This window comes from Methylomonas sp. ZR1, assembly GCF_013141865.1.
Taxonomy (GTDB): Bacteria; Pseudomonadota; Gammaproteobacteria; order Methylococcales; family Methylomonadaceae; genus Methylomonas.
The window spans coordinates 1,205,508-1,229,862 of record NZ_RCST01000001.1; the positions used below are offsets into that span (position 1 = coordinate 1,205,508).

Annotated in this window: 20 protein-coding genes; 10 read left to right on the forward strand and 10 right to left on the reverse strand. The window is 46.5% G+C overall.

Annotation, left to right across the window (positions count from 1 at the left end):
- Nucleotides 1–8 precede the first annotated feature (8 nt).
- Nucleotides 9–401: a YciI family protein gene (locus DDY07_RS05475; protein ID WP_171695116.1), complete on the forward strand. Its 393-nt coding sequence runs from the start codon at nucleotides 9–11 to the stop codon at nucleotides 399–401.
- 59 nt (nucleotides 402–460) lie between these two features.
- On the opposite strand, the gene DDY07_RS05480 is transcribed toward DDY07_RS05475, so the two are convergent.
- The 7 genes from DDY07_RS05480 to uvrA form a co-directional block, all read right to left on the reverse strand.
- Complete coding sequence (locus tag DDY07_RS05480; RefSeq protein WP_171695117.1) at nucleotides 461–661, reverse strand: hypothetical protein; 201 nt, start codon at nucleotides 659–661, stop codon at nucleotides 461–463.
- Between the two features lie 120 nt (nucleotides 662–781).
- Entirely contained in the window at nucleotides 782–3,607 is a 2,826-nt protein-coding gene (locus DDY07_RS05485) for an NACHT domain-containing protein (RefSeq protein ID WP_171695118.1), read from the reverse strand.
- Between the two features lie 2 nt (nucleotides 3,608–3,609).
- On the reverse strand, nucleotides 3,610–4,977 hold the full coding sequence (locus DDY07_RS05490; protein ID WP_171695119.1) for a P-loop NTPase fold protein: 1,368 nt from the start codon (nucleotides 4,975–4,977) through the stop codon (nucleotides 3,610–3,612).
- A 265-nt stretch (nucleotides 4,978–5,242) separates the two neighbouring features.
- A complete protein-coding gene (locus tag DDY07_RS05495; protein WP_171695120.1) occupies nucleotides 5,243–5,671 on the reverse strand; it encodes a DUF86 domain-containing protein in 429 nt (142 codons plus the stop codon).
- Nucleotides 5,652–6,032, reverse strand: a complete 381-nt coding sequence (locus DDY07_RS05500; RefSeq protein ID WP_171695121.1) for a nucleotidyltransferase domain-containing protein — start codon at nucleotides 6,030–6,032, stop codon at nucleotides 5,652–5,654. Before DDY07_RS05500 ends, DDY07_RS05495 begins: the two co-directional genes overlap by 20 nt.
- Nucleotides 6,033–6,359: 327 nt before the next feature.
- Nucleotides 6,360–6,950 (reverse strand): Uma2 family endonuclease, encoded by a 591-nt coding sequence (locus tag DDY07_RS05505; RefSeq protein WP_171695122.1) that lies wholly within the window; start codon nucleotides 6,948–6,950, stop codon nucleotides 6,360–6,362.
- A 69-nt stretch (nucleotides 6,951–7,019) separates the two neighbouring features.
- Nucleotides 7,020–9,836 carry an excinuclease ABC subunit UvrA gene (gene uvrA / locus DDY07_RS05510; RefSeq protein ID WP_171695123.1) on the reverse strand — a complete coding sequence of 939 codons (2,817 nt, stop codon included), beginning with the start codon at nucleotides 9,834–9,836 and terminating at the stop codon, nucleotides 7,020–7,022.
- Between the two features lie 162 nt (nucleotides 9,837–9,998).
- On the opposite strand from uvrA, the gene DDY07_RS05515 reads away from it, so the two are divergent.
- The 6 genes from DDY07_RS05515 (at nucleotide 9,999) to DDY07_RS05540 (ending at nucleotide 17,249) form a co-directional block, all read left to right on the forward strand.
- A complete protein-coding gene (locus DDY07_RS05515) occupies nucleotides 9,999–11,384 on the forward strand; it encodes an MFS transporter (RefSeq protein ID WP_253734409.1) in 1,386 nt (461 codons plus the stop codon).
- Between the two features lie 36 nt (nucleotides 11,385–11,420).
- Nucleotides 11,421–11,882, forward strand: a complete 462-nt coding sequence (locus DDY07_RS05520; protein ID WP_033158801.1) for a single-stranded DNA-binding protein — start codon at nucleotides 11,421–11,423, stop codon at nucleotides 11,880–11,882.
- Between the two features lie 165 nt (nucleotides 11,883–12,047).
- Nucleotides 12,048–13,301 carry a site-specific integrase gene (locus tag DDY07_RS05525; protein ID WP_171695124.1) on the forward strand — a complete coding sequence of 418 codons (1,254 nt, stop codon included), beginning with the start codon at nucleotides 12,048–12,050 and terminating at the stop codon, nucleotides 13,299–13,301.
- Between the two features lie 105 nt (nucleotides 13,302–13,406).
- Entirely contained in the window at nucleotides 13,407–14,948 is a 1,542-nt protein-coding gene (locus DDY07_RS05530) for a site-specific integrase (protein ID WP_171695125.1), read from the forward strand.
- Nucleotides 14,941–16,833 (forward strand): hypothetical protein, encoded by a 1,893-nt coding sequence (locus DDY07_RS05535; RefSeq protein WP_171695126.1) that lies wholly within the window; start codon nucleotides 14,941–14,943, stop codon nucleotides 16,831–16,833. The genes DDY07_RS05530 and DDY07_RS05535 overlap by 8 nt, the downstream gene beginning before the upstream one ends.
- On the forward strand, nucleotides 16,833–17,249 hold the full coding sequence (locus DDY07_RS05540) for a hypothetical protein (protein WP_171695127.1): 417 nt from the start codon (nucleotides 16,833–16,835) through the stop codon (nucleotides 17,247–17,249). The genes DDY07_RS05535 and DDY07_RS05540 overlap by 1 nt, the downstream gene beginning before the upstream one ends.
- Nucleotides 17,250–17,259: 10 nt before the next feature.
- On the opposite strand, the gene DDY07_RS05545 is transcribed toward DDY07_RS05540, so the two are convergent.
- The 3 genes from DDY07_RS05545 to DDY07_RS05555 all read right to left on the reverse strand — a co-directional run bounded on the left by DDY07_RS05545 (nucleotide 17,260) and on the right by DDY07_RS05555 (nucleotide 20,021).
- Complete coding sequence (locus tag DDY07_RS05545; protein ID WP_171695128.1) at nucleotides 17,260–17,814, reverse strand: recombinase family protein; 555 nt, start codon at nucleotides 17,812–17,814, stop codon at nucleotides 17,260–17,262.
- Between the two features lie 299 nt (nucleotides 17,815–18,113).
- Entirely contained in the window at nucleotides 18,114–19,208 is a 1,095-nt protein-coding gene (locus tag DDY07_RS05550) for a nucleotidyltransferase domain-containing protein (RefSeq protein ID WP_216614713.1), read from the reverse strand.
- A gap of 12 nt (nucleotides 19,209–19,220) precedes the next feature.
- Nucleotides 19,221–20,021 (reverse strand): nucleotidyltransferase domain-containing protein, encoded by an 801-nt coding sequence (locus DDY07_RS05555; protein WP_171695129.1) that lies wholly within the window; start codon nucleotides 20,019–20,021, stop codon nucleotides 19,221–19,223.
- Nucleotides 20,022–20,495: 474 nt separating this feature from the next.
- Between DDY07_RS05555 and DDY07_RS05560 the strand changes: the two genes are divergently transcribed.
- The 3 genes from DDY07_RS05560 (at nucleotide 20,496) to istB (ending at nucleotide 23,746) form a co-directional block, all read left to right on the forward strand.
- Nucleotides 20,496–20,876: a hypothetical protein gene (locus tag DDY07_RS05560; RefSeq protein ID WP_216614714.1), complete on the forward strand. Its 381-nt coding sequence runs from the start codon at nucleotides 20,496–20,498 to the stop codon at nucleotides 20,874–20,876.
- Nucleotides 20,877–21,396: 520 nt separating this feature from the next.
- A complete protein-coding gene (istA, locus tag DDY07_RS05565; protein ID WP_171695130.1) occupies nucleotides 21,397–22,938 on the forward strand; it encodes an IS21 family transposase in 1,542 nt (513 codons plus the stop codon).
- Nucleotides 22,931–23,746: an IS21-like element helper ATPase IstB gene (gene istB, locus DDY07_RS05570; protein ID WP_171695131.1), complete on the forward strand. Its 816-nt coding sequence runs from the start codon at nucleotides 22,931–22,933 to the stop codon at nucleotides 23,744–23,746. The genes istA and istB overlap by 8 nt, the downstream gene beginning before the upstream one ends.
- Nucleotides 23,747–24,355 lie beyond the last annotated feature (609 nt).

The window sequence follows — 24,355 nt, forward strand, 5'->3', positions numbered from 1 at the left end:
AGAAAACCATGAAATACATTTGCTTCGGCTACCTGGACGTCGAAAACTGGACTAGCAAGCCGGAAACCGAACAACTAGCCATGATCGATGCGTGCTTTGCCTACGATGCCGTCCTGAAGAAAAACGGCAACTGGGTAAGCGGGGAAGGGCTGCAAGGCCCCAACACCGCCGTGACCCTGCGTCACCGAGACGGCGAAGTATTCCGCACCGACGGCCCTTACGCCGAAACCAAAGAACTGTTGGGCGGACTATTGATTTTGGAAGCGACGGATACTAATCACGCCATCCAGTTAATATCCAACCATCCCGGAACGAAGATGGGGCCGTGGGAAATCCGCCCGGCCGAGGATTTATCGGCGATGATTGCTGCAAGCGAGAAGCGGCGGCAGGCGGCGGGATGAATAAAACATGCAAAAAAAACGACGGCTACCGTTTTATACGACTTAACCAAGTCATAGCTTTAAGATTCAGGGTCGGAAAGCACGGGTTTTAATTCCTCCGGCGCGTCATCGCCAATGGCTATAGGGCGATGACCGTCCCATTGCACCACGTATTGACCCAGTCGGCGCTTGCGCTCCAGGGTTTTGCTGACGGCGGATTGCAGGCTATCCAACATCGCTTGAGTGTTGGGACTGAGGGTGGGTTTTACTTGTTCGCTCATGACTGGGTCTGCTTTTGTAACAATGCAAAAAATTCTACTCACGGAGAAGAAACGTTTCAGAACGAATTTCAGAGTTAGTATCGTGGCAAGTGCCGAATTTATTGTATTTCTATGTCTTTATTAGTTTAACGACTCGACTTCTTCCGAATCGTTAAACTCAATATTTCTGTATTTCAATATTTTTTTATCAAACAATTCTATGCCATTTATATCTTCTGAAGGTAAAAATAGTTGTTTTAATTTTTTTAAGGATTTCAACGGACTTATATCGTTGACTTTTGTCCCGGATATATCCAAATCCACTAAATTTATAAACCCTGCTAACGGTGTTACATCGGTTATATTTGACGAGGAAATGTATAAACAATTTATGTTTTCCAGAGTTGGCCAGTTGTTTAGTACATCTTGATAAAGCAAATGAGTCGTAAGGATTTTTAAATTTTCTAACTTGGCAAGCGAGGTCCAGTCAGGAGTTTTAACATTAACCAATATTAACTGTTTTAGCTTTTGGCAATTGCCAAGAGCGGCAAAGCTGTCTATTGACATAGAAAGCAAAAATAATTGTTCCAAATGCTTTAACTTGGCTAGAGGTGAAGCGTCGTCTATTGATTGTTCGAGGATATAAAGTTTTTTTATTTTGGTGAGTTTGGTTAAACTTGCAAGATCAATATTTGGGCAGTTCGATAAACTCAGGCTAGTTAATGGCTTCAACGCCTTCAATGGGGATAAGTCTTTAATGCTCAGTTTTTCTAGAGTTAAGCGATTTAAAGCTTCAAAACGATCTAAGACAGTGAGGTCTGAAATGTCGATGTTTTTTAACTTCAGGTTTTTTAATGTTGAGACATTGATATGCAGCCAATCACCACTCAAGTTCGAGTTGTACAAATCTAATGACTCTATTAGTAAATTTTCTACTGGTTTTAAATCACCAATCGCTTCGCCACTTAACGATAATTCGCTGATTTTTGCCTGATGTACTAGGTGGGAAAATACGTTTCTCGAATCGAAACGGTCCGACCAAAGTAATTCGCATAGATACTGATAATCATCGCTTTCAACGAAACGGTATTGATTCTGAGTGAGATAGAATGCCCATAAATTAATCAACATCTTTTGGCGCACTTGAAATCCCAGACGTACGGCACTATCCATCACAATTTTGGCGCAGAGTAGTTGGGCAATTAAATTCGGCTGCCGGGTCAATGAACTTAATAAACCAGTAGGGAATTTTTCATGATTGGTATTTGGGAATAACAATTCCAAATATTTATCGGTTAAGCGGCTATGCTCAATTTGTTCGAAAAATAAAGCCCAGCATTCATGCCAGCGCGGTAGCTGAGTGGTTTCCCGACGGTATACCAGACAATCGCTATCAACTTGTGCCTCCTGCTTCAAGGCGTAGGCGGCAAAATATTCCAGAAAACTTAAGTGAGTAAATCCGTATTGTTCGACACCTTGTTGATTGAAACCGCGCGGGATGAACAAGCCGCTCCGCTCGGCAAGATAGCGGAGGACGAAATCGATTTCTTCGGGTATTTGCGATGCTGGCATGCCTCGGCTTTGTAACTCCTCCTTAAGTAGAGTTTCAATGTCCGGTTTTTCGATCAACAAGGCCTGATCGTCTTCACCTCGCTTATCCTGTAGTTGTAGCGCCAGTTTACCCAGCCATTCCGACAAATCCAGATAGTCGTAATTGAATTCCCGGCCCAAAAATTTAAGTCCTCTGGCTCTATCCAAACCGGTTAAATAGGTTTCGGCTATGCGTTGGTAAAGCTCAGCACGGCCATCCGGCAAACGACCACGGCGGGAATGAATGAAGCAAATCATGTTCAGCAACACCGGTATCCGAGCCAAGCGCCCCAAACCGTCATTAGCTTCTATCCGCTTTTGTAGATCATTTATCCTCTGGGGTAAGGCGTGGTCAGCGCTGAGATATTGCCGATACCAGTTTTCGATGAACAGGCGAGTTTGCGGTAAATCGAAAGGGGCCAAATAAAAAACCGGTAATTCGAAAAAATGCGTATTTCGAACATGAATTGTTTTGGCGAAATATTGTAGTTTTTTCTCCGGGATTGTTTTTTTAGTTAATTCGAATGCTTTTAGAAGCATATCTGCCTCTGTCGCATCTAGTTGAATTTGTGTGTTTTGTATTTCAATAGCACTATCAATATACGCAGGGACATAACGCTTGACTTTCTGACCAAACCATTCCAATTGGTCGAAGCCCAACAAGCGGGATGTCATCATAAACACACACCGGGGGAAGCGGTTTATGCCGTCCAAAACCGCCTTACCTAAATACGTTCTGGATTTTTCTTCCGTGACTTCGTCCAAGCCATCAATTAATAAGAAAGCCTGTCCGCTTTCGAAAAGCTGGCTGATCAATGCCACTTGCTCTTGCAAAGGGGCGGCGAGGTGGTCGAGGTGCTTGTTCAGAAACACTTGCCAAAGCGTGTCCCAATCGCGAACTTGGCTAAGCGGTAAGTCGCGCAATACCAGCAAAAAAGGCACCCGCTCGCCAAGCTGCATTTTAGTGAGGTTTTCGCCGCTGTAGCTAAACGCCAGCATCAACCAACTTAGTAGAGTGGACTTACCCGCACCGGGGTCGCCAAGCAGAAACATCCTAGGGTTTTGTTTGAGAACCTCTACTGCGTCCAGCCAATGTTGGTTTTGGCCTTGCACTTCCATGTTAATCAGTTGTTCCGGATCATAGTGGCGCTCGCCCAGATGTGGCGGCACAAACAGGTTACGCAAGTAGGCAGGTGCGGTTTTTGTGTCTGGACGGTCTTCATCATCCAGTGCCAAACCGAAGTTATTGGCGACCATGAAATGCCGCTGCAAGTTTTGAAAATAGCTCAGTAAGGCATGGTTATTTTTTATATCGATAAATGCGCCGGTATCCGGTTCTTGAATGGGGGTTAGGGTTTGGGATGTTGAAAGTAGCATGACTATAGATTGAGAAAGGGCTTGATTTCGGCTTCGATAACAGTGCCCAAATCGATCAGTAGTCGATGCAGACGAAACACATGGCTATCGCTGGGATTGACCGGCAAATCCGCTGTACCGTTAAAAGATGGAACGAGGCTACGCATTGGTTCGTAAATAGGATCGGGTGTAGCTCCCAATGCTGGCGTTGGGTAATTGGCGTATCCAATCAGGGTACTGATATATGTCGGGTTTTTTGCCAGTTGCTCATTTAAGCTTCGATGAAAGGTGTAAATAATCGCAGTGACTGTTAAAAGCCCGTATTCGACTTTTAAGCCTTTTGATATTAACGCACTCGGTGTCGTAGTCGGCGCTATGACCGGCATTTTAGGTAGCTTTCTGAGCACGGTTGCCAAACGGTTTGCCAAGGCTTTGATCTTGCGAGGATTAGCGGGCAGGCAATCGTAATTGTCCAGGATTCTTTTCAGTTCGTCGCGATGCGTTCTTTGTTGTTGGGGAGTACCGGATAAATCCAGGTTTTTAAGCAGATCATATAGATATGCCGACTTTTGCAGCTTATCGGGTATGGGCAGATGATAAATATCCTGGCAAATTTTTTCCAAGTATTCTCTTGCATGATGATCGCCATCGTTGGAGCCGTCTTTTAAATTTAAGGCTTTGCGTAGTGAGTTTTCTATCTGGCGTTGATCCATACCGAATATGACGACGCAGTTCCGTAGGTTTAAATAGACCTTGATGCCTTCCAGCAGCTTCAATGCTGTGTCAGGCATACAGCGGTCGAGGTCGTCGATGAAAATCACTAGCTTGCGATCAGGATTATTCTTATCTTTACCCAACGCTTGATCGATAGCTTCTTCCAATAATTGACTTAGATGTTGGCTAGCAAGTTTGTTGTGGTAATTGTCTTTTTCCCATTGCGCTGCTATCTCGGGGATTTTGCTTAGGGCTGGACTCATCACGCCACCGCTGGCTGCCTTCAACGTTTCATCGAATGCGCCCAAAATTCCAGTCAGGGTTATCGTGCTCAACTTTTCGGCATTGTTTCGGAATTTATTCCAAGCTCCGAGTTTTGTGCGAATTTCATGTAATAACGCAACAATTGGTAGCGCTTCGTTCTGGTGTCGCCAAGCTTCGAACCACACCGGCGTAATATCCTGTTTTGGCTTTTTTATATCGCTAGGTAAGACGCCAGTCAGCTCTTTATGTAATTGAAGTAAGGCGCTGGTTTTACCACTGCCCCAGTAACCGTTTATCGCAATGCCCTTTGGCGCATCGCAGGTTTTGATAACGTCCGCGATTTGCCGAATAAATTCGCCTTGACCAAACGCATCGATATGAATAGGGGCATCGTTATGGCTAAGTTTTGACATCTCGCAAAATTCTCTGAGTTTGGCAGCAGGAGTATAGCACCGGCTCTTTTATCTGAGATTTGTGTTTGTGTTGGGATAACCTTCCGACCAGAGTGTCATATTCCGTTATTAGTTGTGTCCTGGTCATTGAAAGGAGACAAGAGAGTTTTATTCATTCCAACACGCTGCGTTGGAATGCTTGGTTTGCCCGTGATACGGCTATCATCTTCTACCGCAACGCAGTGCTTTTCCTGTTACCACGCAGAGAGTGCTCACAGGAGTGTGTTCACTCATTTCGGCTCACATCCAACTCCCGCTGCCAAACCACCATCCATTCCTCCAAAACCGCATACTGCTTTTTGGTGACGATGGCTTGCACGATGCCGTCGTTGAGGTCCAGGTAGTCGTGCACCAGCACGTTGCGGAAGCCTAGGATTTTCATCAATTCGGCATGCTGATCGGCCGGTAAATCGCCGTGGCTTTTTAATTCGTCCAACGCTTCCCGTGATTGGCTGACTGTCAGTTGGTATTTTTGCTGGACGAAATAACGCGCCATGCCGATGAAGGCTTCGATATAAACTTGTAGTGCGCGCTGTATCGCCAGTAGGTCGCGTTCGGTCCAGGTATGCGTATTTTCTTGGCCGTATTCGTTTAGGATGCGCAGCATTTTGTGGCGATGGCGCATTAGCGCCTGTTCATAGGCAATATCTCTCATAATCCTTTTCCCATTTCGACCAGATGCTTTGCTCGACACGTCTGACGTGCGCTACATTGCGGTCGTACCATTTGACAGCCGATTGCAAGATGCCGACTTGCAGCAAGACCGGCGCGGTTTCCAGATCGACGATACTGATTTGATTGTAGCGTCTTAACTCGCGTTCGACTTCGGCTTCCAGCATTTGCGGACGCACCGCGCGTTCCAGCGGATCGGTCTCGAAATCGCTGAAAATCACCGCGATGTCCCAGTCGCTGTCGGGTCGCGCGGTATTCTTGGCGCGGGAGCCGTATAGATAAATTGCATCGACTGCGGCATGCGCCAAAATTGCTTGAGTTATTTCCGCTTGCAGATCGTTCATGTTGTCAGCGGAGATTCACGAAAAAAATGCTGCCAATAGCGCCCGGTATGCGAAGCCTTATGCTTTGACGTGTGTTTTGCCATCAACATGACGCCGCTGCTGCTTTCCGGGCCCAATAGACTATCTCGTCGGCAGTCCTAATCGTATCCAGATTATGTTCGATGATGATCACGGTGTTATTCGTCGACTAAAAGGAATTAATTTACCCAATTTTCAACCCATAGGTCTGGAACTCTGAGAAATTCGCGTTCGTTGTTGGTCACCAATATCCAGTCTAATGATCGGGCATGGGCAGCCAGCCATAAATCGCGGCGTGCTGGTTAGTTATCAATAATCGTCAGGCAGCCGCGCCACCAACTCGTCCCAACTAATCACAATATCCGGCAGAATGCCGAATTGGGTTTCACCTTCCAATCGATAAAGCTCCGGCTTACCGTATTCGCCGTTTTGCAGGCGATAGATGGTCAGCATACGGTCGATGGGGTGGACCAGCCAATATTCGCGGACGCCGGCGCGTTGGTACAGGTCGCGCTTTTTGATCTGGTCGTGGCTGGCGGTAGACGGCGTCAATACTTCCACTACCCAATCCGGCGCGCCGCGTACACCGCGTTTGTCCAGTTTGGTGGGGTCGCAAACGACTAATACATCGGGTTGAACGACGCTGGCTATCAGTTCATCGGCTTCGTCACGCTTTGGCAGGCGCACGTCCACCGGCCCGATGAAGATTCGGCAGGGTTTGCCTTGTAAGGCGTTGGCGGCTTGACAATAAATTTCGCCGGCAACGTCTTGATGGGCCAAATCGGGTGTCGGCGGCATTAGATAGGCATCGCCGTCGATCAATTCGTAGCGTAAGTCGTCCGGCCACTGCAAATAATCCCCGTAAGTGTGTCGTTGCCGGTCTTTTAAAGCTAAGCCCATCATCCTTCTCCCGCTATTTGTCCGTCAGTCAAGCATCCTAATGAGTCCGCCGTTTGTCGGCAAGTGGCGCTACTCGAAAAATCGCTTCAGGTAAGTCCCAGTATGCGAGCTCTTATGCTTGGCAATCTGTTTGGGTGTACCTTCCGCCACCAACATGCCGCCGCCGCTGCCGCCTTCCGGGCCCATATCCACGATCCAGTCGGCGGTTTTGATCACGTCCAGATTATGCTCGATGATGATCACGGTGTTGCCGTGGTCGCGCAGGGTGTGCAACACGGTCAGCAATTGCTTGATGTCGTGGAAGTGCAAGCCGGTAGTCGGTTCGTCCAGGATGTACAGCGTGGTGCCGGTGTCGCGTTTGGATAGTTCTTTCGCCAGTTTCACCCGTTGTGCCTCGCCGCCGGATAGGGTCACGGCGTTTTGGCCGAGGGTAATGTAGCTTAAGCCTACGTCGATCAGGGTTTGCAGCTTGCGGGCCAGGCTGGGTATCGCCGAGAAAAACGCCGCCGCGTCTTCCACGGTCATTTCTAGCACTTCGTGGATGGTTTTGCCTTTATAGCGTATTTCAAGAGTTTCCCGGTTGTAGCGCTTGCCGTGGCAGATGTCGCAGGGCACGAAGATGTCGGGCAGAAAATGCATTTCCACTTTGATCACGCCGTCGCCGGCGCAGGCTTCGCAGCGGCCGCCCTTGACGTTGAAACTGAAGCGGCCAGGCGTATAACCGCGCGAACGGGCTTCCGGTGTTGCGGAGAACAGTTCGCGCACCGGGGTGAAAATCCCAGTGTAAGTGGCTGGGTTGGAGCGCGGGGTGCGGCCGATCGGGCTTTGATCAATGTCTACCACCTTATCGAAGTGTTCCAGGCCGTCAATGGCTTCGCACGGCGCGGGGATGCAGCTGGCGCCGTTAATCAGCCGGGCGGCATGGCTATATAAAGTGTCGTTGATCAAGGTCGATTTACCCGAACCCGAGACGCCCGTCACGCAGGTCATCAGACCCACCGGAAAGCTGACATCAACGTTTTGTAAATTGTTGCCGCTGGCTTTGCGAATGGTGACTTGTTTGCTTGGGTCGCGCGGCGTGGTTTTTTTGGGGATGTCGATGCTCAAGCCGCCGGACAAATATTGGCCGGTCAAGGAGTTGGGATCGGCCAGAATATGCGCTGGCGTGCCTTGCGAGACGATTTGGCCGCCATGCACGCCGGCACCGGGGCCAATGTCGACCACATGATCGGCGGCGCGGATCGCGTCTTCGTCATGCTCGACCACAATCACGGTGTTGCCCAAGTCGCGCAATCGAAACAGCGTGTTCAGTAGGCGTTCGTTGTCGCGCTGATGCAAACCGATCGACGGCTCGTCAAGTACGTACATCACGCCGACTAGGCCGGCGCCGATCTGGCTGGCCAAACGAATGCGCTGGGCTTCGCCGCCGGACAGCGTGTCGGCGCTACGGTCCAGCGTCAAATAATCCAGTCCCACATTCACCAAAAACTCCAGCCTTTCCTGAATCTCCTTATTGATCTTGGCGGCGATTTCGCCGCGGTGGCCGGGAATATTCAGTTGCTGAAAAAAACTCAGCGTTTGTTTAATCGGCAAACGGGTGACGTGATGTAAGGGTTGCTCCTCGACAAACACATTGCGGGCGCCCAGATTCAAACGTGCGCCTTCGCACACAGAACAGGTTTGTTGAGCCAAATATTTGGACAATTCGTCGCGGACCATTTGCGAATCGCTCTCGTGGTAACGGCGCTGCATATTGGGAATGATGCCTTCGAAGGCGTGGCGGCTGGTTTTGGGTTTGCCGTTGCCCATTTGAAAAGTAAAGCTAATTTTTTCCTCGCCGCTGCCGTACAGAATTGCGCCCTGTACATCTTTAGGTATATGCGAGAACGGCGCTTCCGGATCGAAATGGTAATGCTCGGCCAAGGCGCAAATAATTTGATAATAGTATGCGTTTCGCCTATCCCAGCCGCGCACCGCACCGCCGGCCAGACTGATCTCCGGATTGTGCACCACCAATTGCGGATCGAAGTGCTGGCGCACGCCCAGACCGTCGCAACTGGGGCAGGCGCCTTTCGGGTTGTTGAACGAGAAAATACGCGGTTCCAGTTCGCTGAGGCTGTAGCCGCAATGCGGGCAGGCGTAGCGTTCGGAAAACAGCAGTTGTTGATCGTTCTCCATTGAGGCGGCAATCGCCAGGCCTTCAGATAATCGTAATGCGGTTTCGAAGGATTCGGCCAAGCGCAGCTGAATGTCGTCGCGGATTTTGAAGCGATCGACGATCACTTCGATGGTGTGTTTTTTCTTTAAATCCAGGGCAGGGGGCTCGTCCAGCTCATAGACTGCGCCGTCGATGCGGGCGCGTAAAAAGCCTTGGGCTTTCAAATCTTCCAGTAGCAACACATGCTCGCCTTTGCGATCATTGATCACCGGCGCCAACAGCATCCAGCGCTCGCCCTCCGGTTGTGCCAACACCTGGTCAACCATTTGACTGACGGTCTGCGCTTCCAACGACACACCGTGTTCCGGGCAGCGCGGAATGCCGACCCGCGCGTACAACAGCCGCAAGTAATCGTAAATCTCGGTAATGGTGCCGACCGTGGAACGCGGATTGTGCGAGGTGGATTTTTGTTCGATGGAAATCGCCGGCGACAGGCCTTCGATATGGTCGACGTCCGGCTTTTCCATCATCGACAAAAACTGCCGGGCGTAAGCCGACAAGGATTCGACGTAACGGCGCTGACCTTCCGCGTAAATGGTGTCGAAGGCCAGCGATGATTTGCCGGAACCGGACAGGCCGGTGATGACGATCAACTTGTCGCGCGGCAAGTTCAGATCGATGTTTTTTAAATTATGAGTGCGGGCGCCGCGTATGCTGATGGTGTCCACTGCTGTGCATTCCTGGGGATTTTTAACAACCGATTACTATACGGCTAAGGCAGCCATTGGGCAAAGAGGATTGGCTAAATCGGTATTGCCGTGCTGGAGCGCGACGCCTATAAACTGGTACTATAGCCACCTTTAACGACGCAAGGCAAAGGGGAGTTTGGTTTGACACAGGTTCAGGATATTACCAGTCCGATGACGGCCATGGAGAAGCGGGCTACCGTATCGCTGGCCAGTATCTATGCACTCAGAATGCTGGGTTTGTTCATGTTGCTGCCGGTGTTGTCGCTGTTTACCGAACAAATGCCCGGGTCGACGCCCAAGCTGGTAGGTTTGACGATGGGTATCTATGGCCTGACGCAGGCCATCCTGCAAATACCGTTCGGTTTGTTGTCGGACCGGTTCAGCCGTAAGACCGTGATTGTGATCGGACTGATTCTATTCGTGGCCGGCAGCGTCTGGGCGGCGCTGGCAACCGATATTTACGGCGTGCTGATCGGCCGCGCGCTGCAAGGTTGCGGGGCGATTTCCGCAGCGGTTATGGCCTTGCTGGCCGATTTGACTCAGGAAGTGCATCGTACCAAAGCCATGGCGACCATTGGAGCCAGCATCGGCGTGTCGTTCGGGGTGGCTATCACCCTGGGACCTATCATTGCCCATCATTTCGGCATTGCCGGCATCTTCTGGATGATTGCAGTATTGGCGGCGCTGGCCATTTTGGTGATTCTGTTCGTCGTGCCTAACCCGGAAAAAATCACCACCCACCGCGATGCCGAGTACATTCCCTCGGAGCTGGGTTCGGTCATCAAGAATGCCGATCTGCTGCGCTTGAACTACGGTATTTTTGCGCTGCATTTGATCCTGATGGCCAGTTTCGTGGTGGTGCCGCTACTGATGCGCGATGCCGGCCTGCAAGGCGGCAGCCATTGGCTGGTATATCTGCCGGTGTTGGTGACGTCGATGGCGATGATTATCCCCTTCGTGATCATCGCTGAGAAGAAGCGGCAGATGAAGAAAGTGTTTATCGGCGCGATTGCCACCTTGGTGATTGCCAACATTGGCTTTGTGTTGCTGCACGGTGAGTTGATCGGTTTGATCGCCTGCTTGTGGATATTCTTCTGCGGTTTCAATCTGTTGGAAGCCACCTTGCCGTCGTTGATTTCCAAAACCGCGCCCGGTGATTTAAAAGGCACGGCGATGGGCATCTATTCCAGCGCCCAATTCCTCGGCGCGTTTTTAGGCGGTGGCGCCGGTGGCTGGTTGTACGGCGAATTCGGCGCCGCGGCGGTGTTTATGTTTTCGGCCGGCATCGCCGCCAGCTGGATAGTCATCGCGCTGTTCATGTCGCCGCCGCGCTACTGGGCCAACCTGCTGCTGTCTTTGCAGGCGATCAAACCCGAACGCGGAGCTGAATTTTCCAAAGCTTTGTTGGCGATTAACGGCATTGAAGAGGTACGGCTGCATTTTGAAGAAAATGCCGCGTATCTGAAAGTCGATAACCAGCAATTGGACAAAAATCAATTAGGTCTTTTTTTGAAGCAGTGGCAGTAAGCCGCTGTTACTCGCAATTTTTACACGGAGAACACCATGCTGAATAAAGTTATGCTGATCGGCCGCCTCGGCGCCGATCCGGAAGTGCGTTATATGCCGAGCGGCGATGCTATTACCACGATACGGTTGGCCACCGATAGACGCTGGAAAGATAGGCAAACCGGCGAACGCAAGCAAGAAACCGAATGGCACCGGGTGGTGTTTTTCAGTGGTTTGGCGAAAATCGCCGGCGAATATCTGAAAAAAGGTAGCCAATGTTATGTCGAAGGCCGTATTCGTACGCAAAAATGGCAAGGTCAGGACGGTCAAGATAGGTACACTACCGAAATCGTTGCCGACAACATGCATATGCTGGACAGCAAAAGCGGCGGCACTGCCAGCTACTCTGACAACAATACTCCGCCGGCCAGTAGCTATGACAATCGCTCTTCCGGGCCTTCAGGCCCACAAGCTGCGCCTGCTTCCTATGACGATTTCGACGATGATATTCCGTTCTGACCCTTACCTTAGATTTATTTTGTAATGTTTTTTGATTTTTTAGTATAAAAAACATTGCCTTATAAATGAAGCTTACGGAAAAAATAGAAGAAATCCGTAAGCTTTTTTTGTGAGATATTTTCGGTTATCATATACCTAGGGTTTTTGTAATGACGTGAGGTGGTGATGTATCGATACAAGACATTCAGGTTTCCCAACGGGGAGCGACATGGGGTGCTGGTAAGTGGAGAACTTGGGGAGCCTCTTATTTATCAAAATCTATATGTGACGATTCATCATCGAAACAAACATGATTCCATCAACACAATTAGATCAGTTATTGGTGTGCTTGGATTCTTTGCGACACTGTGTGATTTATTAGAAATCGATATCGAAGCTAGATTCCGTAAAGGTAAGCTACTAACGAAGCCAGAAATTGAATCAATTGGCTTGTGGGCAACTAAACCGATTGAAGCACTGTTTGAAAATAAAAATGCAGGGAAAAACAACAACGTCATACCTATTAATCTTAAAAGACTGGAATTAGCACGTCATACGATCATCATTGATGAGAACCTTGTTGAGCCAAACACAACATACAACCGATTAACAGTAATTTCTAAATATCTTGAATGGCTGGCGAATACGTTTGACCTAGCAACTGAAAAAGAAATTGAACGGATGGTGAACAGAATTATTAGTCATCGACCGGTAAAAGTTTCATTTGAAGATAATGTAAACTTCAAATCATTGGATGAAAATCAGAAAAAGAAGTTAATGGAGCTAGTTGAATTAGATTCTCCGAACAATCCATGGCAAGGCGAAGACATTCGTTTTAGAAATAAATTGATAGTGCATGTCTTTTATTATGTAGGTTGTCGGAAGGGCGAGCTATTGTCATTAAAAGCCACAGATTTAGACCCTGGCACCAAACAAATTAGCATTAGAAGAGACGCTGATAATCCAAATGATCCGCGCACAAATCCGCCGCTAGTAAAAACTAAAAGTCGAGATATTGATATTATCGATGAGATTTATTTAATGCTTGAGGATTATGTTATTAAATATCGTTCAAAAGTGAAAGGTGCCAACAAATGCCCTTATTTATTTCTCAGTCATCAAAGAGGGGCAAGAAGTGCCATGCCACTCTCTCACTCGGCAATTGATAAGATTTTTTCAGAGCTTACGAACGTTTTAGGTTTTAGTGTTCATGCACATGCACTTCGTCATGCATGGAACGATGACTTTAGCAGCATGGTAGAGCCTTATTTACATTCAGGAGAAATGTCAGAGTCAGAAATAGAAGACCTGCGCAGTTATTTAATGGGATGGAAAGAAGACTCAGGTACAGCGAAAACATATACAAAACGATTTCAGCATAAGAAGGCAATGAAAATTGGGTTGCAATTACAAAGAAGAATAATTGGTGTCGAAAAATAATGTGCTTTAAAAATGTAAATTTAGAAGCAGTGATAATATTGGATTTTTATTAACATTAAGCTTTTTCGGTAGCATAATAATTATATTTTACAGTGAAAATATTTAATGAAGGCAGTTTTTTTTAACCCCGTTAAGGTATCAAAGTCCGTGTCATTTGATGGGTATGAGTTTGATATTTATTCTGATAAATGGCAATTGAACATAAATAAATATTTGAATGTTTCTTTTATTGTTGAGTTTGATGATTTGATACAAAATGATATAAGAGAAACTCTTGTGTATTTTGCTGAAACAAAATCAGCAAGTCATGCGGTTAATGTATGCTTGGCAATAAAGAATTATTACGATAAAACTAGTTTTAGAGTAATTAACGAAAAAGGATTGTTAACTTATAAGGCGCTTTATTCTTCTAAGAGCCAAGAACACAGGCTTGGTGTTTTGAGAGTTTTTTTGAAACAACTGTATTTTTTAGAGTTTAATGCAGTTAGTGATCAACTATTTGAGTTAATGAATAGCTGGAGCCTATCCGGTAACGACAAAGGAATGGCAGTGCTGTCATTGGACCCTGAAGAGGGGCCATTTAGCGATATTGAATTTGATGCGATTAGAAATGGGCTTGATAACAAATATGCCGAATCAGTTATAAATGACAGGGAATATTCGTTGGCTCAAATGTTTGCAGCAACTGGACGACGACCTATTCAGATTGCTTCATTGAAAGTCGGTGACTTTCGAATGGATTCAGAAACACTTGGGGAGACAGTATGTATGTTAAGCATCCCTAAAGCAAAAGTGCGAGGTGGGAAATTCCGATCTAGGTTCACAGATTTTGCTCTTTTAGAAAGCACTGGACAAGTCTTGATTAAACACATTGAGAATATAAAGAAAACTGCAAGTCAGGTGCTTGGCCGTAAACTGTCAGAATCTGAGTGCAATTTGTTGCCGCTCTTTCCAGATGATTGGGTGCAACTCACCAATGTTGCTTCTGACGATGTTGAGTCCTGGTTAACTACTGACAGCTTTCACTGCAAAACAAGAGAAATAGTTTCAGAGTTAAAAGATGTAGTTGGCAAGTTAGATATTACATCCGAAAGAACGGGCAATAAAATTAAAATTACAGGATATAGGTTTAGATATACGTTAGGTACTCGTGCGGCAAGAGAAGGTGCTGGCGTGCTTACAATAGCAAAGTTATTAGATCAATCAGATACGCAAAATACTACGGTTTATGTGGCAAATATTCCCGAACACGCGGTAAAGATATCTGCATTTATGAATAACTCTCTGATGCGATACGCAAGAGCATTTGAAGGAGAAATTGTAGACTCTGAATATGATGTTCTTGCGACTATCCCAGGGGCACAACGGATCAGGTCAAGTGATAACTCATGCAATGTGGGTTCATGCGGTACAACCGCAATGTGTCACGACTATGCGCCAATCGCTTGTTACTTATGTCCAAAATTCAAGGCTTGGCGAGATGCCCCGCATCATGAAGTGCTGAAATGGTTGCTAGATGAGCGAGAACGAGTGATCGAAACGACAAACGATCTACAAATTGCAACTATAAATGACCGCGCTATTCTTGCGGTTACTCAAGTAATACAGCGTTGTGCGGAAATGAAGGGAGATATTGCTTATGGATAATGTTCTGATATTTACACCAAAGTTTGAGAAAGATGCCAAACAAAATCTTAAAGATTTTATTGGGTTTTCTCAAAAACTGCCTGCCTTGAATGATAAGTTGGTATATTCATCGAATTACTGGAAAGGTGCTGTTAATTTTACAAAAATAGGTGTTAGTTCAAAAAATAGAGAACCTAGAAATCAGTTAGATGAGTCAATTATTCCATTTGCCAAGGCTTATGTTACATATAGTCAGTCATTGAAAAAGGCTAAAGCATTCAATGAAATGAAGGCTATTCGTGCTCTTGAACAAGTCATGCTGAAAACAAATGGCACGGTAGACGTTAATTCAATTAATGCGGTGACTTTAGACCAAGCAGCACAGGTAATTAGAGAGTCTTATGAAGGACAAGCAATTTATCATGGTGGATTGCATCTGGAAAAGTTACAAGATTTTCTTGTTTCAAAGAAGATCGTAAAACCATTCACATGGATTAATCCATTAAACCGACATCCAGACGATGTAGACAAAGTTGGCGAAGTCGGTGCAACTCATAGAGAAAAAAAATTACCAGACGAAAATGCACTACTTGCTTTAGCCGAAATTTTTGCACTAGGTGAGGACAACTTAAGCAAAAGAGATATATTTACTTCGTCAGCCATCGCAATACTATTAACAGCACCTGCACGAGCAAGCGAACTATTTTACCTGAAAGTTGATTGCCTACATGAGGATGTAGATCGGCAGGGTAATAAAGTTCTTGGTATTAAATGGTATTCCGGTAAGGGCTATGGATACGAAGTTGAATGGGTTCCTAGCTCTATGGAAAACACTGTTAGAGAAGCGGTAAGGCGCTTAAAAAATTTATCTGAACCAGCTAGAAAATTTGCTAAAAGCCTTGAAGATAATAAAGCAAGTTCAACATTCTCTGAGAGGTTATTGAATTTTCCATATGTTCCATATACTACAGGTGATGATGTTTCAGTAAAATGGTCTGAGGGACTATTCACATTACATGCATATGAGTTTCGTATAAAGGGGAGCGTAAATACTAGAAAATTATGGATGCCACATATCGACACGTTAAATGAGGACCTTGAGCCAACAAAAAAGAAAAAAAAAGACTCAAATGAACCGGTTAATGTTAAAAGCATATTCCAAAGACACGAATATCTATCTTATAAGATAACAAGCCACCAAATACGTCATTTGCTTTCGACAATCGCTAAAGTCAATGGCATGGATACTGCTCTATTAACAAAATGGGCTGGTAGAGCAAATGAGAAACATAACAGAGTTTATAATCATACGCCACCAGAACACTACAACAAACAATTATCCTTGATTTCAGGAAGTCACATAACCAGCCATAGCAATCTACCGATTATCGAAATCGTTAAACCTAATACTATCCAAGAAATCAACACTAGCGCATCATTAACGCTTCATCAAACTGAGTTTGGTGTATGTATTCACGACTACATTATTTCGCCATGTTCAAAGCACCGTCAATGTATTACTTGCCCTGAGCAAGTATGCCTGAAGGGTGATAATGTAAAACTCGAAAGGTTAAAAACTCATCTCGAAGCAGAGCAATCTTTACTCATATCTGATAGAGCAGCAATGGTTGAGGGAACAATTGGCGCTGATCGACATTATAACAAACGTCTTGAATCAATTAAAATTTGTTCAGAGCTTATAGAAAAGCTTACTGACGATACGTTGCCAGATGGTACTTTAATCAAACTTTCTTCTGCTTCAAATATGAGTCATTTGGATAAGGCTTTGGATATTAACAATAAAAAACGTCTTCCAAAAATTGAAAAAAACCGTGACACCGGTGTTCAAACTGTTATAAGAGGCCCACAAGCACTCAATAAACTAAAAATGTTGAGGAACTCTTAATGGCAAAGCATTTAACTGATCAAGACATTGCAAAAATAGTATCGTTAATTGACCAGTGGAATGATGATGTAAAATTCTCATGGGAAAGCCTTTGTCAATTAGCTTTAAAAAGATATTCTATATCCTCAGCTCGTCAAACCCTTGAAAAATATTCAAGGATAAAATCAGCTTTTAAAGATAAGAAAGAAAATCTTCGGGTTAATGGCAAGCGTAAAGAAAAAATACCAGCCTCACTTAGTATTGCAGCAAAAAGAATTGCAAATCTTGAAGCTGAAAATGAAAGACTAAAAAAAGAGCAAGATAGCTTATTAGCTCAGTTTGTCGTCTGGCAATATAACGCTTATGCACATGGTGTGTCCATGGATAAACTTAATCTTCCATTACCAAAAAAGAATAACAGAAGCAACCCAAATTAGGGCTAATCAATTAATGTTTAACGTATTTGTAAAGCGTTGCGCGACTAACGCCGTATCGTTTGGCAATTATAGTAACCTTGATTGTAGGGTCAGCCATTAATGCTTTGATCTCTTTAATTTTGCCGGGATCGAGAATCGGTTTGCGCCCGCCTTTCCTGCCACGTGCACGAGCTGCAGCAATACCAGCTTTTGTTCGCTCCCGGATGATGGTACGCTCAAACTCACTCAATGCAGCGAATAAATGAAACGTCAGTTTACCTGCAGCACTTTGCGTTTCGATTCGTTCTGTCAGGCTGACGAAGTTGATGCCTTTACTTTCAAGGTCAGCGACGATGTAGATAAGGTCTTTCAAGGATCGGCCAAGCCGATCTAAGCGCCATACCACCAATGTGTCCCCTCTACGCAGTGACTTCAAACAATTGCCGAGTTCAGGACGGTCAGCGCTTTTGCCGCTTATTTTTTCTTCATAAATAACATGGCAGCCATTCGCGAGCAGAGCATCGCGCTGAAGGTCAAGGTGTTGGTCATCAGTCGATACTCGCGCATACCCGATCAGTTGATTCATATACGTTAATGAGATTTTGTTTCCTATACATATATTTTAACAATTAAGGTATATAAACTTAATACATTGCGATCAATTTTAATATTGTCTGTAAAACCACCGTTTGTTAGACAGTATTAGGGGGTATTTGAAAAACTCTTGCAAAATTCAACGACCGATATTGTGATAAAGTGAATATGTCATGAAATAAATATGCAACCCAGAAAACTTGGTTTAGATTTCATCGAGGCTTAATCATAGTAATCAATATGCTATTCATTATTGAAACAAGCTCACCTAACTGATTTTATCGTTGCCTATTATTTATTCGAATAACAAGCCTTTCTAATTTCAACAGCCCATCTTTCAATTTGCTCAACATCCGGTTCATCCCGCAATGCACTTAACGCAAAACTTTCATCGACTTTTTTCAGTTCCGCTGATGCCTTTGCTATTAAGTCCTCGTAGCTATAACGGCCAGCTTTAATTGCCAACAGCTCATCGCGATCCGGCCGGCGTATTTTCGGGCGCCCCGTATCAGCGATTTCTTTTGCCATACGCAAGAGCCTGAAGGTATGCATCATGTTCTTAGCGTCGTAGCCGCCGCCGTGCTCTAGCGTACCCTGATACCGTTGCTGGTTACGGGACTGCTCCCAATTTCGGTATTCATGGAAATCTTTGCGCCGCCTGGAATATTCGTCTTTATTGAATACCAGCCATGCACGGGGATGCAGGCCTTTTGGAATCGAAGATAAACAAACATCTTGAGACTGATTTGCATCGCTACCATCTGATCGAAATAGTCCATTAAATCGGACTTCTTCGGCTTTGCAATCATCGGCATAAAAAAGAGCGTAGCCATCCTTAACATGTTGCAAGGCCGATAATCCGCAACGCTCGGCGAGCATATTATTTTCAGAGAGCCATTGCCCAGCGGGGACGGTTTTATCACCCACGACAACATGGCAACAATCGATTGGCTGCGGCAGCTCTTCGGAAATTGGATTGAAAATCTTCTTATTCAAACCTTTGGCTCGCTTAACTTGATTAAGCGCATAGCCGGCAAAACTGTCTCGGCATAACCGGGACATGATGTATTCGGAGTTTATGCAATCCATAAGCGGATGTCTGAAGATCACCGAATTTTCAGGCGCAAATAGGAGCTCTATGCTGGATGGATTATTCTTTGCCAAAAGTTTTAGATATTTTCCGATCTCATAATACGTGTGATCATTCCGATCACAGTTGACCTGCTCGATGTAATTAAATCCATAAAACATGTCCTGCGGCAATATAAACACGCCTCGTGTATCAGTATCGGATTCCGGCGTTTCCAAGCCGTAGGCATAACTACCGCTAATCGTGTTCAGCAGAATTAAATTTTGCTGTTTCAGATCATCAATACTCAAGTTCATCAGCAACATCCTCTACTGGATAATTGACTGGCAAAAAAACGCATCCAATTTATCTTTGTCGCCGCCGCCAGTTGGGAGCAACTTTGCTGGCTCTTGTAATCGAGAAACTTCGCTTTCTAAAAACTGATCGATCATAGTAATTCGGGGGATCGGCACCTGTTCATCGGTATTTTGCTTGCGCTCTTGAAGCTCGCTGATACTGCATTTGATATCCAGGCGATCATCTAGCGCGGCTAATAAGGGTTCTAACTCCATTGGCGGAATGGAACGGTACCGCTCGATCCAGACAGCCGCCAACAACGGTCGTAGCATATAAAAATATTTTTTGATTTTTACGGTCGATTCATTCAAGCCTTGACTCATGGTATTTCGACAGATGCTGAGGTAATGATGACATGCTGCGATTGGGGAATAGAATGGATCGAAAACTTCGCGTGATTCGCGCAGAAGTTTTTCGTCATGGTAGCAAATCGGCGATTGTAGCCATTCCCATATAACTGGGTTGGATTTACCGAGCAATCGCAATGTCTTACGCAAGTCCCAGCCGCCCAAATCCAGAATACCTGCTGAACTGTGCTCCAACGGCAAATCGATGACATCTCGGTCTTCGTCGAGCTTTAGGTACCAATCGAGCGAATGAACGTAAATAAACCGCACATCGTAGTCGCTATTAGGCGATGGGAATCCCCAGGCCCGGCTGCCGGATTCGCATGCGTAGAGAATTTTGATGTTTTGCTCGCTAGCTATTGATGCCAATCTGGATTCGATTAATTGGCGAGTCTCGGCCGGGACTGGAGTGATTTGTGGGGACATTGGGTGCTAAGATGGCTGCTGAGGGGGGGGGAAATTATGGATAACATGGCCTTCATTTCAAAGTCGTTATTTTCGGCGATCAGCCGCCTTCCACTTTAGCAGGTATTGTGAAATACCGGGATTCGGGTATGGTCACATTGATCGGCCGCTGTTTACGAAAAACTTGGCAAAGCTTTTGGCAAGCAGGTTTTTGATACTACAGCTCAATACTGAGATTTTGAAAGTTGATTGACGAATCGGAACAAAAATATGGCTGACGACAGAAACTACGACTTTCGTGACATACAGTATTTCATCCATATCATGGACGCGCTCGAAGAAGCCGGTGGTAGGCTGGATGGTGGAAATTTGATGAAAACAGTGGATAAGCGTCGGAGAAGCTGGTTCGAATTTTAGCTTTTAGTTATGGACAACGTGGCCGTCATTTAAAAATCGGGGTTCAGGAGAGCGTCATCTATCATTTCAGAGAGCATTTTGAAATATCTTGGTTCAGGCTCTGCCACAAGATTAGCGGCATTTTGTGAAAAACCCGGCATGGTAAGATTTGGAAAGCTTTTCAACATGATTAGTTTACGGTTATTACTTTTTTCCTTGGTTATTGCCATGGTCGCATGTGATGACGGCTATCTTCGAGGATCGGTAACAATATCTAGTGATGGCAAAACCTATCTGGTAGTCGTTGATGATAACGGTGGTGGATGCGGACCAATCATCGTTGATGGAAAAATTTGGTCTTACATGATTGGTGAGGCCGGATTAATCACTCCAGGTCATCATAAAATTCAGTGCGGCGGGTGGATCGAATTTGATATTCCTGAAGGCGTTGTCTTTCATTTTGATTACTGGGGGCCATAGCATGCCCAATCTTTGAGCTAGCCTAGATCGGCTGGCTAATTTTCGATCAATCTAAGTCAGTACGCATCACATCAAAGACTTACTGCATCTTGTCACGACATTGTCACAGCGTTATCCACAGATGATGTGGATAACGTAACTGCTTTGTGATTTACTTTTGTTGCATTCATGGGGGTAAGTCAAAATGCCGATGGCTCATTGATTAAGCAAGAAAAGTTTGGAAAAACTTGGCCGTCACATCTTATAGCTCGTTGCCTTTCCGGCAAACTCTGATGCACCTCTGTTTTTATCCCTTAAAACATGGTTGATGTGGCTTCAAGGGCACTGCCAAACGGGTTATGGTTTTTTCGCTTCCACTTCCAGCCGTACCATCAGCACATGTACACGACCAACTTTATCCGCAGGTGTTGACGCCGGTTGAAAATTGACCAAGTAAGAGGCCGAATTCCGGCCGAAAATTGACCAGGGTTATTAACCTGTCCTGTCCAAAAATTAGACAGGAGCTTAGAAGGTGATAACCATGATCTTATTTTCAAAAATTCGGCGGATGTATTTCCGTGACAAACTCTCCATCAACGAGATTGCCAAACGGACGAGTCTGTCTCGCAATACCGTTAAAAAGTGGTTGCGTATGCCCAATGGGACCGACCCGAAATATAAACGCCAGCCCGGCTCAACCAAGCTTTCCCCGTTTGAGGATCAACTCAAACAAGCGCTGATCGCTGACAGCTATCGCCCCAAGCGGGAGCGACGAACCGCCTTGAAGTTATTGGAAGAGTTACAGAAAGCCGGCTATGACGGCGGCTACACGCAGCTTACCGATTACATCCGTGCCTGGCGTCAGGGTGCCGGTAGCCAGGCTGGCAAACACGCCTTTGTCCCATTGAAATTCCGTTGGGGGGAAGCCTTTCAATTCGACTGGAGCGAAGAGTCTCTGGTGGTCGGTGGCGTTTATAGGCGTTTGCAGATTGCCCATACCAAGCTGTGTGCCAGCCGTGCCTTTTTGCTTTCCGCTTATCCAAGCCAAAGCCATGAGATGCTGTTCGACGCCCATCGCCGCGCATTTCAGGCTTTTGGCGGCGTGCCCTTGCGGGGGATATACGACAACATGAAGACGGCGGTCGACAAGGTACAGAAAGGCAAAGAACGCATCGTCAATACGCGTTTTGCGGCAATGACGGCGTATTACTTGTTCGATCCTGACTTCTGCAATGTCGCATCCGGCTGGGAAAAAGGCATCGTTGAGAAGAATGTGCAGGATAGCCGGCGGCGCATTTGGCTGGATGCCAGTCAACAATGTTTTGCCAGCTTTGCCGAGTTGAATGAGTGGCTGGAAGCCCGTTGCCGAGCCTTGTGGACGGAACTATCTTGGCCGGAACGCCAAGGGTTAACGCTACAAGAGGCGCTGGAACTGGAACAACCGGAGTTGATGCCCATGCCTGGCGTGTTCGATGGTTACATTGAGTTTGTGGCTCGTGTATCCAGCACCTGCTTGGTGACGGTGAAACGAAACCGCTATTCGGTGCCTTGCCGTTTTGCTAATCGACGGATCAGTGTGCGCTTGTATCCGGAACAGCTTGAACTCTATGCCGACGATGCCTGGATTGCCAGCCATGTGCGACTGTTGGATCGCGATCAGGTCAGCTACGATTGGCAACACTATCTGCCGTTATTGGCGCGTAAACCCGGCGCGTTACGCAATGGTGCGCCCTTTGTTGAGATGCCGAAACCGTTGTCTTCTTTGCGGCTCGTGTTAAACAAGCGCCCTGGCGGTGATCGAGCGATGGCTGATCTTTTAGCCTGCGTACCCCGGCAAGGGCTGGATGCGGTGTTGGCGGCGGTTGAGTCTTTGCTGGCCGCCGGGGTGATCAGTATCGAGCAGGTCAAACATCTCGTGTCTACGCTCGCCGGGGACGGTCAACCGCCTGCCGAACCGCAGACGGTAATCACGCCTGACGTCTTACAGATCAAGGATGCGCCCATCGCCGATACCGCGCGATATGAGCAATTGCGCGAAGCGTTCGACTTAGCTCTGGTGGATCAGGAGAACGGCGATGCGTGATCTGGAAGCGGAATTGAAATCTCTTAAACTCTTCGGCATGGCCTCAGCTTACGCCGAAGTCGCCAGCCAAGGCGGTGCCAAATTGCAATCCTCGGAATGGTTGCTGTGGCAACTACTGCACGCGGAAATCGAGGATCAACACATTCGCTCGATTCGGTACCAACTTCAAAGCGCACGATTCCCCGTGCATCGCAACTTGGCCGGTTTTGACTTTGAGCAAGCCAAGGTGGATCGCGTCTTGGTGGAACAACTGGCGAGCGGCGCCTTTATCGACGCCGCCCATAACGTGGTGCTGGTGGGCGGCACCGGTACCGGCAAGACGCATCTGGCCACCGCGTTCGGCGTCAAAGCCGTTACTGACCACAGCAAGCGCGTCCGTTTTTATTCCACCATCGATCTGGTCACACAACTCGAACGGGAAAAGGCCGCTGGCAACCAAGGCAAATTAGCCTATCGCTTGATGCAGGTCGATTTGGTCATCTTGGATGAACTGGGCTACTTGCCGTTTTCCAAGGATGGTGGCGCGTTGTTGTTTCACTTGTTATCGAAGCTGTACGAGCGAACCAGCGTGGTCATCACCACCAACTTGACCTTTGCCGAATGGCCCAGCGTGTTCAGTGATGCCAAAATGACCACCGCCTTATTGGATCGACTGACGCACCACTGCTATATCCTTGAAACTGGCAACGAATCCTATCGCTTCCGGCAAAGTTCTGAAGAAGCCAAGGCTCGGATACAAGCGAGAGAGCAAGCTAAACGCAGTGGAAAAACACCGGAAGATATCGCCTACGAGGAAAATCCGTTTTAAAAATCCAGCTTGGAAACGGGTAGCAAGACTACCGATTGTTATCCGTTTCCTTTACACTTATCCACAGCCGGTGACTTCAAAAACCGGCTCCGCCCCCTGGTCAAATTTCAACCGGTACGGTTGGTCAATTTTATACCGGTGTCAACACGATGCCCAACACAATGTGTTTGATAGTTGTCACCCAATACCTTTTTGAGTCCGAATAAACCACCTATCATGCCCCAGAATTTGTAATGGCGCTCATTCCCGCATCATGCAATTCCAGCTGATTTAGGACATTGTTTGCATCTTGATAATCATGCGCGATTCGGCTGAACACACCATTGTTTTCCGATAACAAGGTGGGAAAACACTTTAGCCTTGACGATGTCATCGACCTGATGTTCTTCGAGTCGTGATCGAGTGATTCTAGAATCTCGAACAATACAGAATACCCAGCCAAACGAAGAATTTAAATGGTGCCTTTAAAAGCACGAAGCCCCTGAAGCATTTCGCTTCAGGGGCTCGTAAATATATAATTTTTTTGATTTGACAAAATCAATAAGGTCTCATTGACCAGGCACCGTAATGTAAAAAGATGGCATCTACTATAAACCCCCTTGTCACACA

What these genes read in the sequence shown, in the direction of transcription:
- DDY07_RS05555 (WP_171695129.1), bottom strand. Translation starts at nt 20,021, where the DNA reads ATGTCCCCACAAATCACTCCAGTCCCGGCCGAGACTCGCCAATTAATC.
- DDY07_RS05495 (WP_171695120.1), bottom strand. Translation starts at nt 5,671, where the DNA reads ATGAGAGATATTGCCTATGAACAGGCGCTAATGCGCCATCGCCACAAA.
- DDY07_RS05480 (WP_171695117.1), bottom strand. Translation starts at nt 661, where the DNA reads ATGAGCGAACAAGTAAAACCCACCCTCAGTCCCAACACTCAAGCGATG.
- DDY07_RS05485 (WP_171695118.1), bottom strand. Translation starts at nt 3,607, where the DNA reads ATGCTACTTTCAACATCCCAAACCCTAACCCCCATTCAAGAACCGGAT.
- DDY07_RS05475 (WP_171695116.1), top strand. Translation starts at nt 9, where the DNA reads ATGAAATACATTTGCTTCGGCTACCTGGACGTCGAAAACTGGACTAGC.
- istA (WP_171695130.1), top strand. Translation starts at nt 21,397, where the DNA reads ATGATCTTATTTTCAAAAATTCGGCGGATGTATTTCCGTGACAAACTC.
- DDY07_RS05500 (WP_171695121.1), bottom strand. Translation starts at nt 6,032, where the DNA reads ATGAACGATCTGCAAGCGGAAATAACTCAAGCAATTTTGGCGCATGCC.
- DDY07_RS05540 (WP_171695127.1), top strand. Translation starts at nt 16,833, where the DNA reads ATGGCAAAGCATTTAACTGATCAAGACATTGCAAAAATAGTATCGTTA.
- DDY07_RS05530 (WP_171695125.1), top strand. Translation starts at nt 13,407, where the DNA reads ATGAAGGCAGTTTTTTTTAACCCCGTTAAGGTATCAAAGTCCGTGTCA.
- DDY07_RS05550 (WP_216614713.1), bottom strand. Translation starts at nt 19,208, where the DNA reads ATGAACTTGAGTATTGATGATCTGAAACAGCAAAATTTAATTCTGCTG.
- DDY07_RS05490 (WP_171695119.1), bottom strand. Translation starts at nt 4,977, where the DNA reads ATGTCAAAACTTAGCCATAACGATGCCCCTATTCATATCGATGCGTTT.
- DDY07_RS05505 (WP_171695122.1), bottom strand. Translation starts at nt 6,950, where the DNA reads ATGGGCTTAGCTTTAAAAGACCGGCAACGACACACTTACGGGGATTAT.
- DDY07_RS05525 (WP_171695124.1), top strand. Translation starts at nt 12,048, where the DNA reads ATGTATCGATACAAGACATTCAGGTTTCCCAACGGGGAGCGACATGGG.
- DDY07_RS05545 (WP_171695128.1), bottom strand. Translation starts at nt 17,814, where the DNA reads ATGAATCAACTGATCGGGTATGCGCGAGTATCGACTGATGACCAACAC.
- DDY07_RS05535 (WP_171695126.1), top strand. Translation starts at nt 14,941, where the DNA reads ATGGATAATGTTCTGATATTTACACCAAAGTTTGAGAAAGATGCCAAA.
- DDY07_RS05520 (WP_033158801.1), top strand. Translation starts at nt 11,421, where the DNA reads ATGCTGAATAAAGTTATGCTGATCGGCCGCCTCGGCGCCGATCCGGAA.
- istB (WP_171695131.1), top strand. Translation starts at nt 22,931, where the DNA reads ATGCGTGATCTGGAAGCGGAATTGAAATCTCTTAAACTCTTCGGCATG.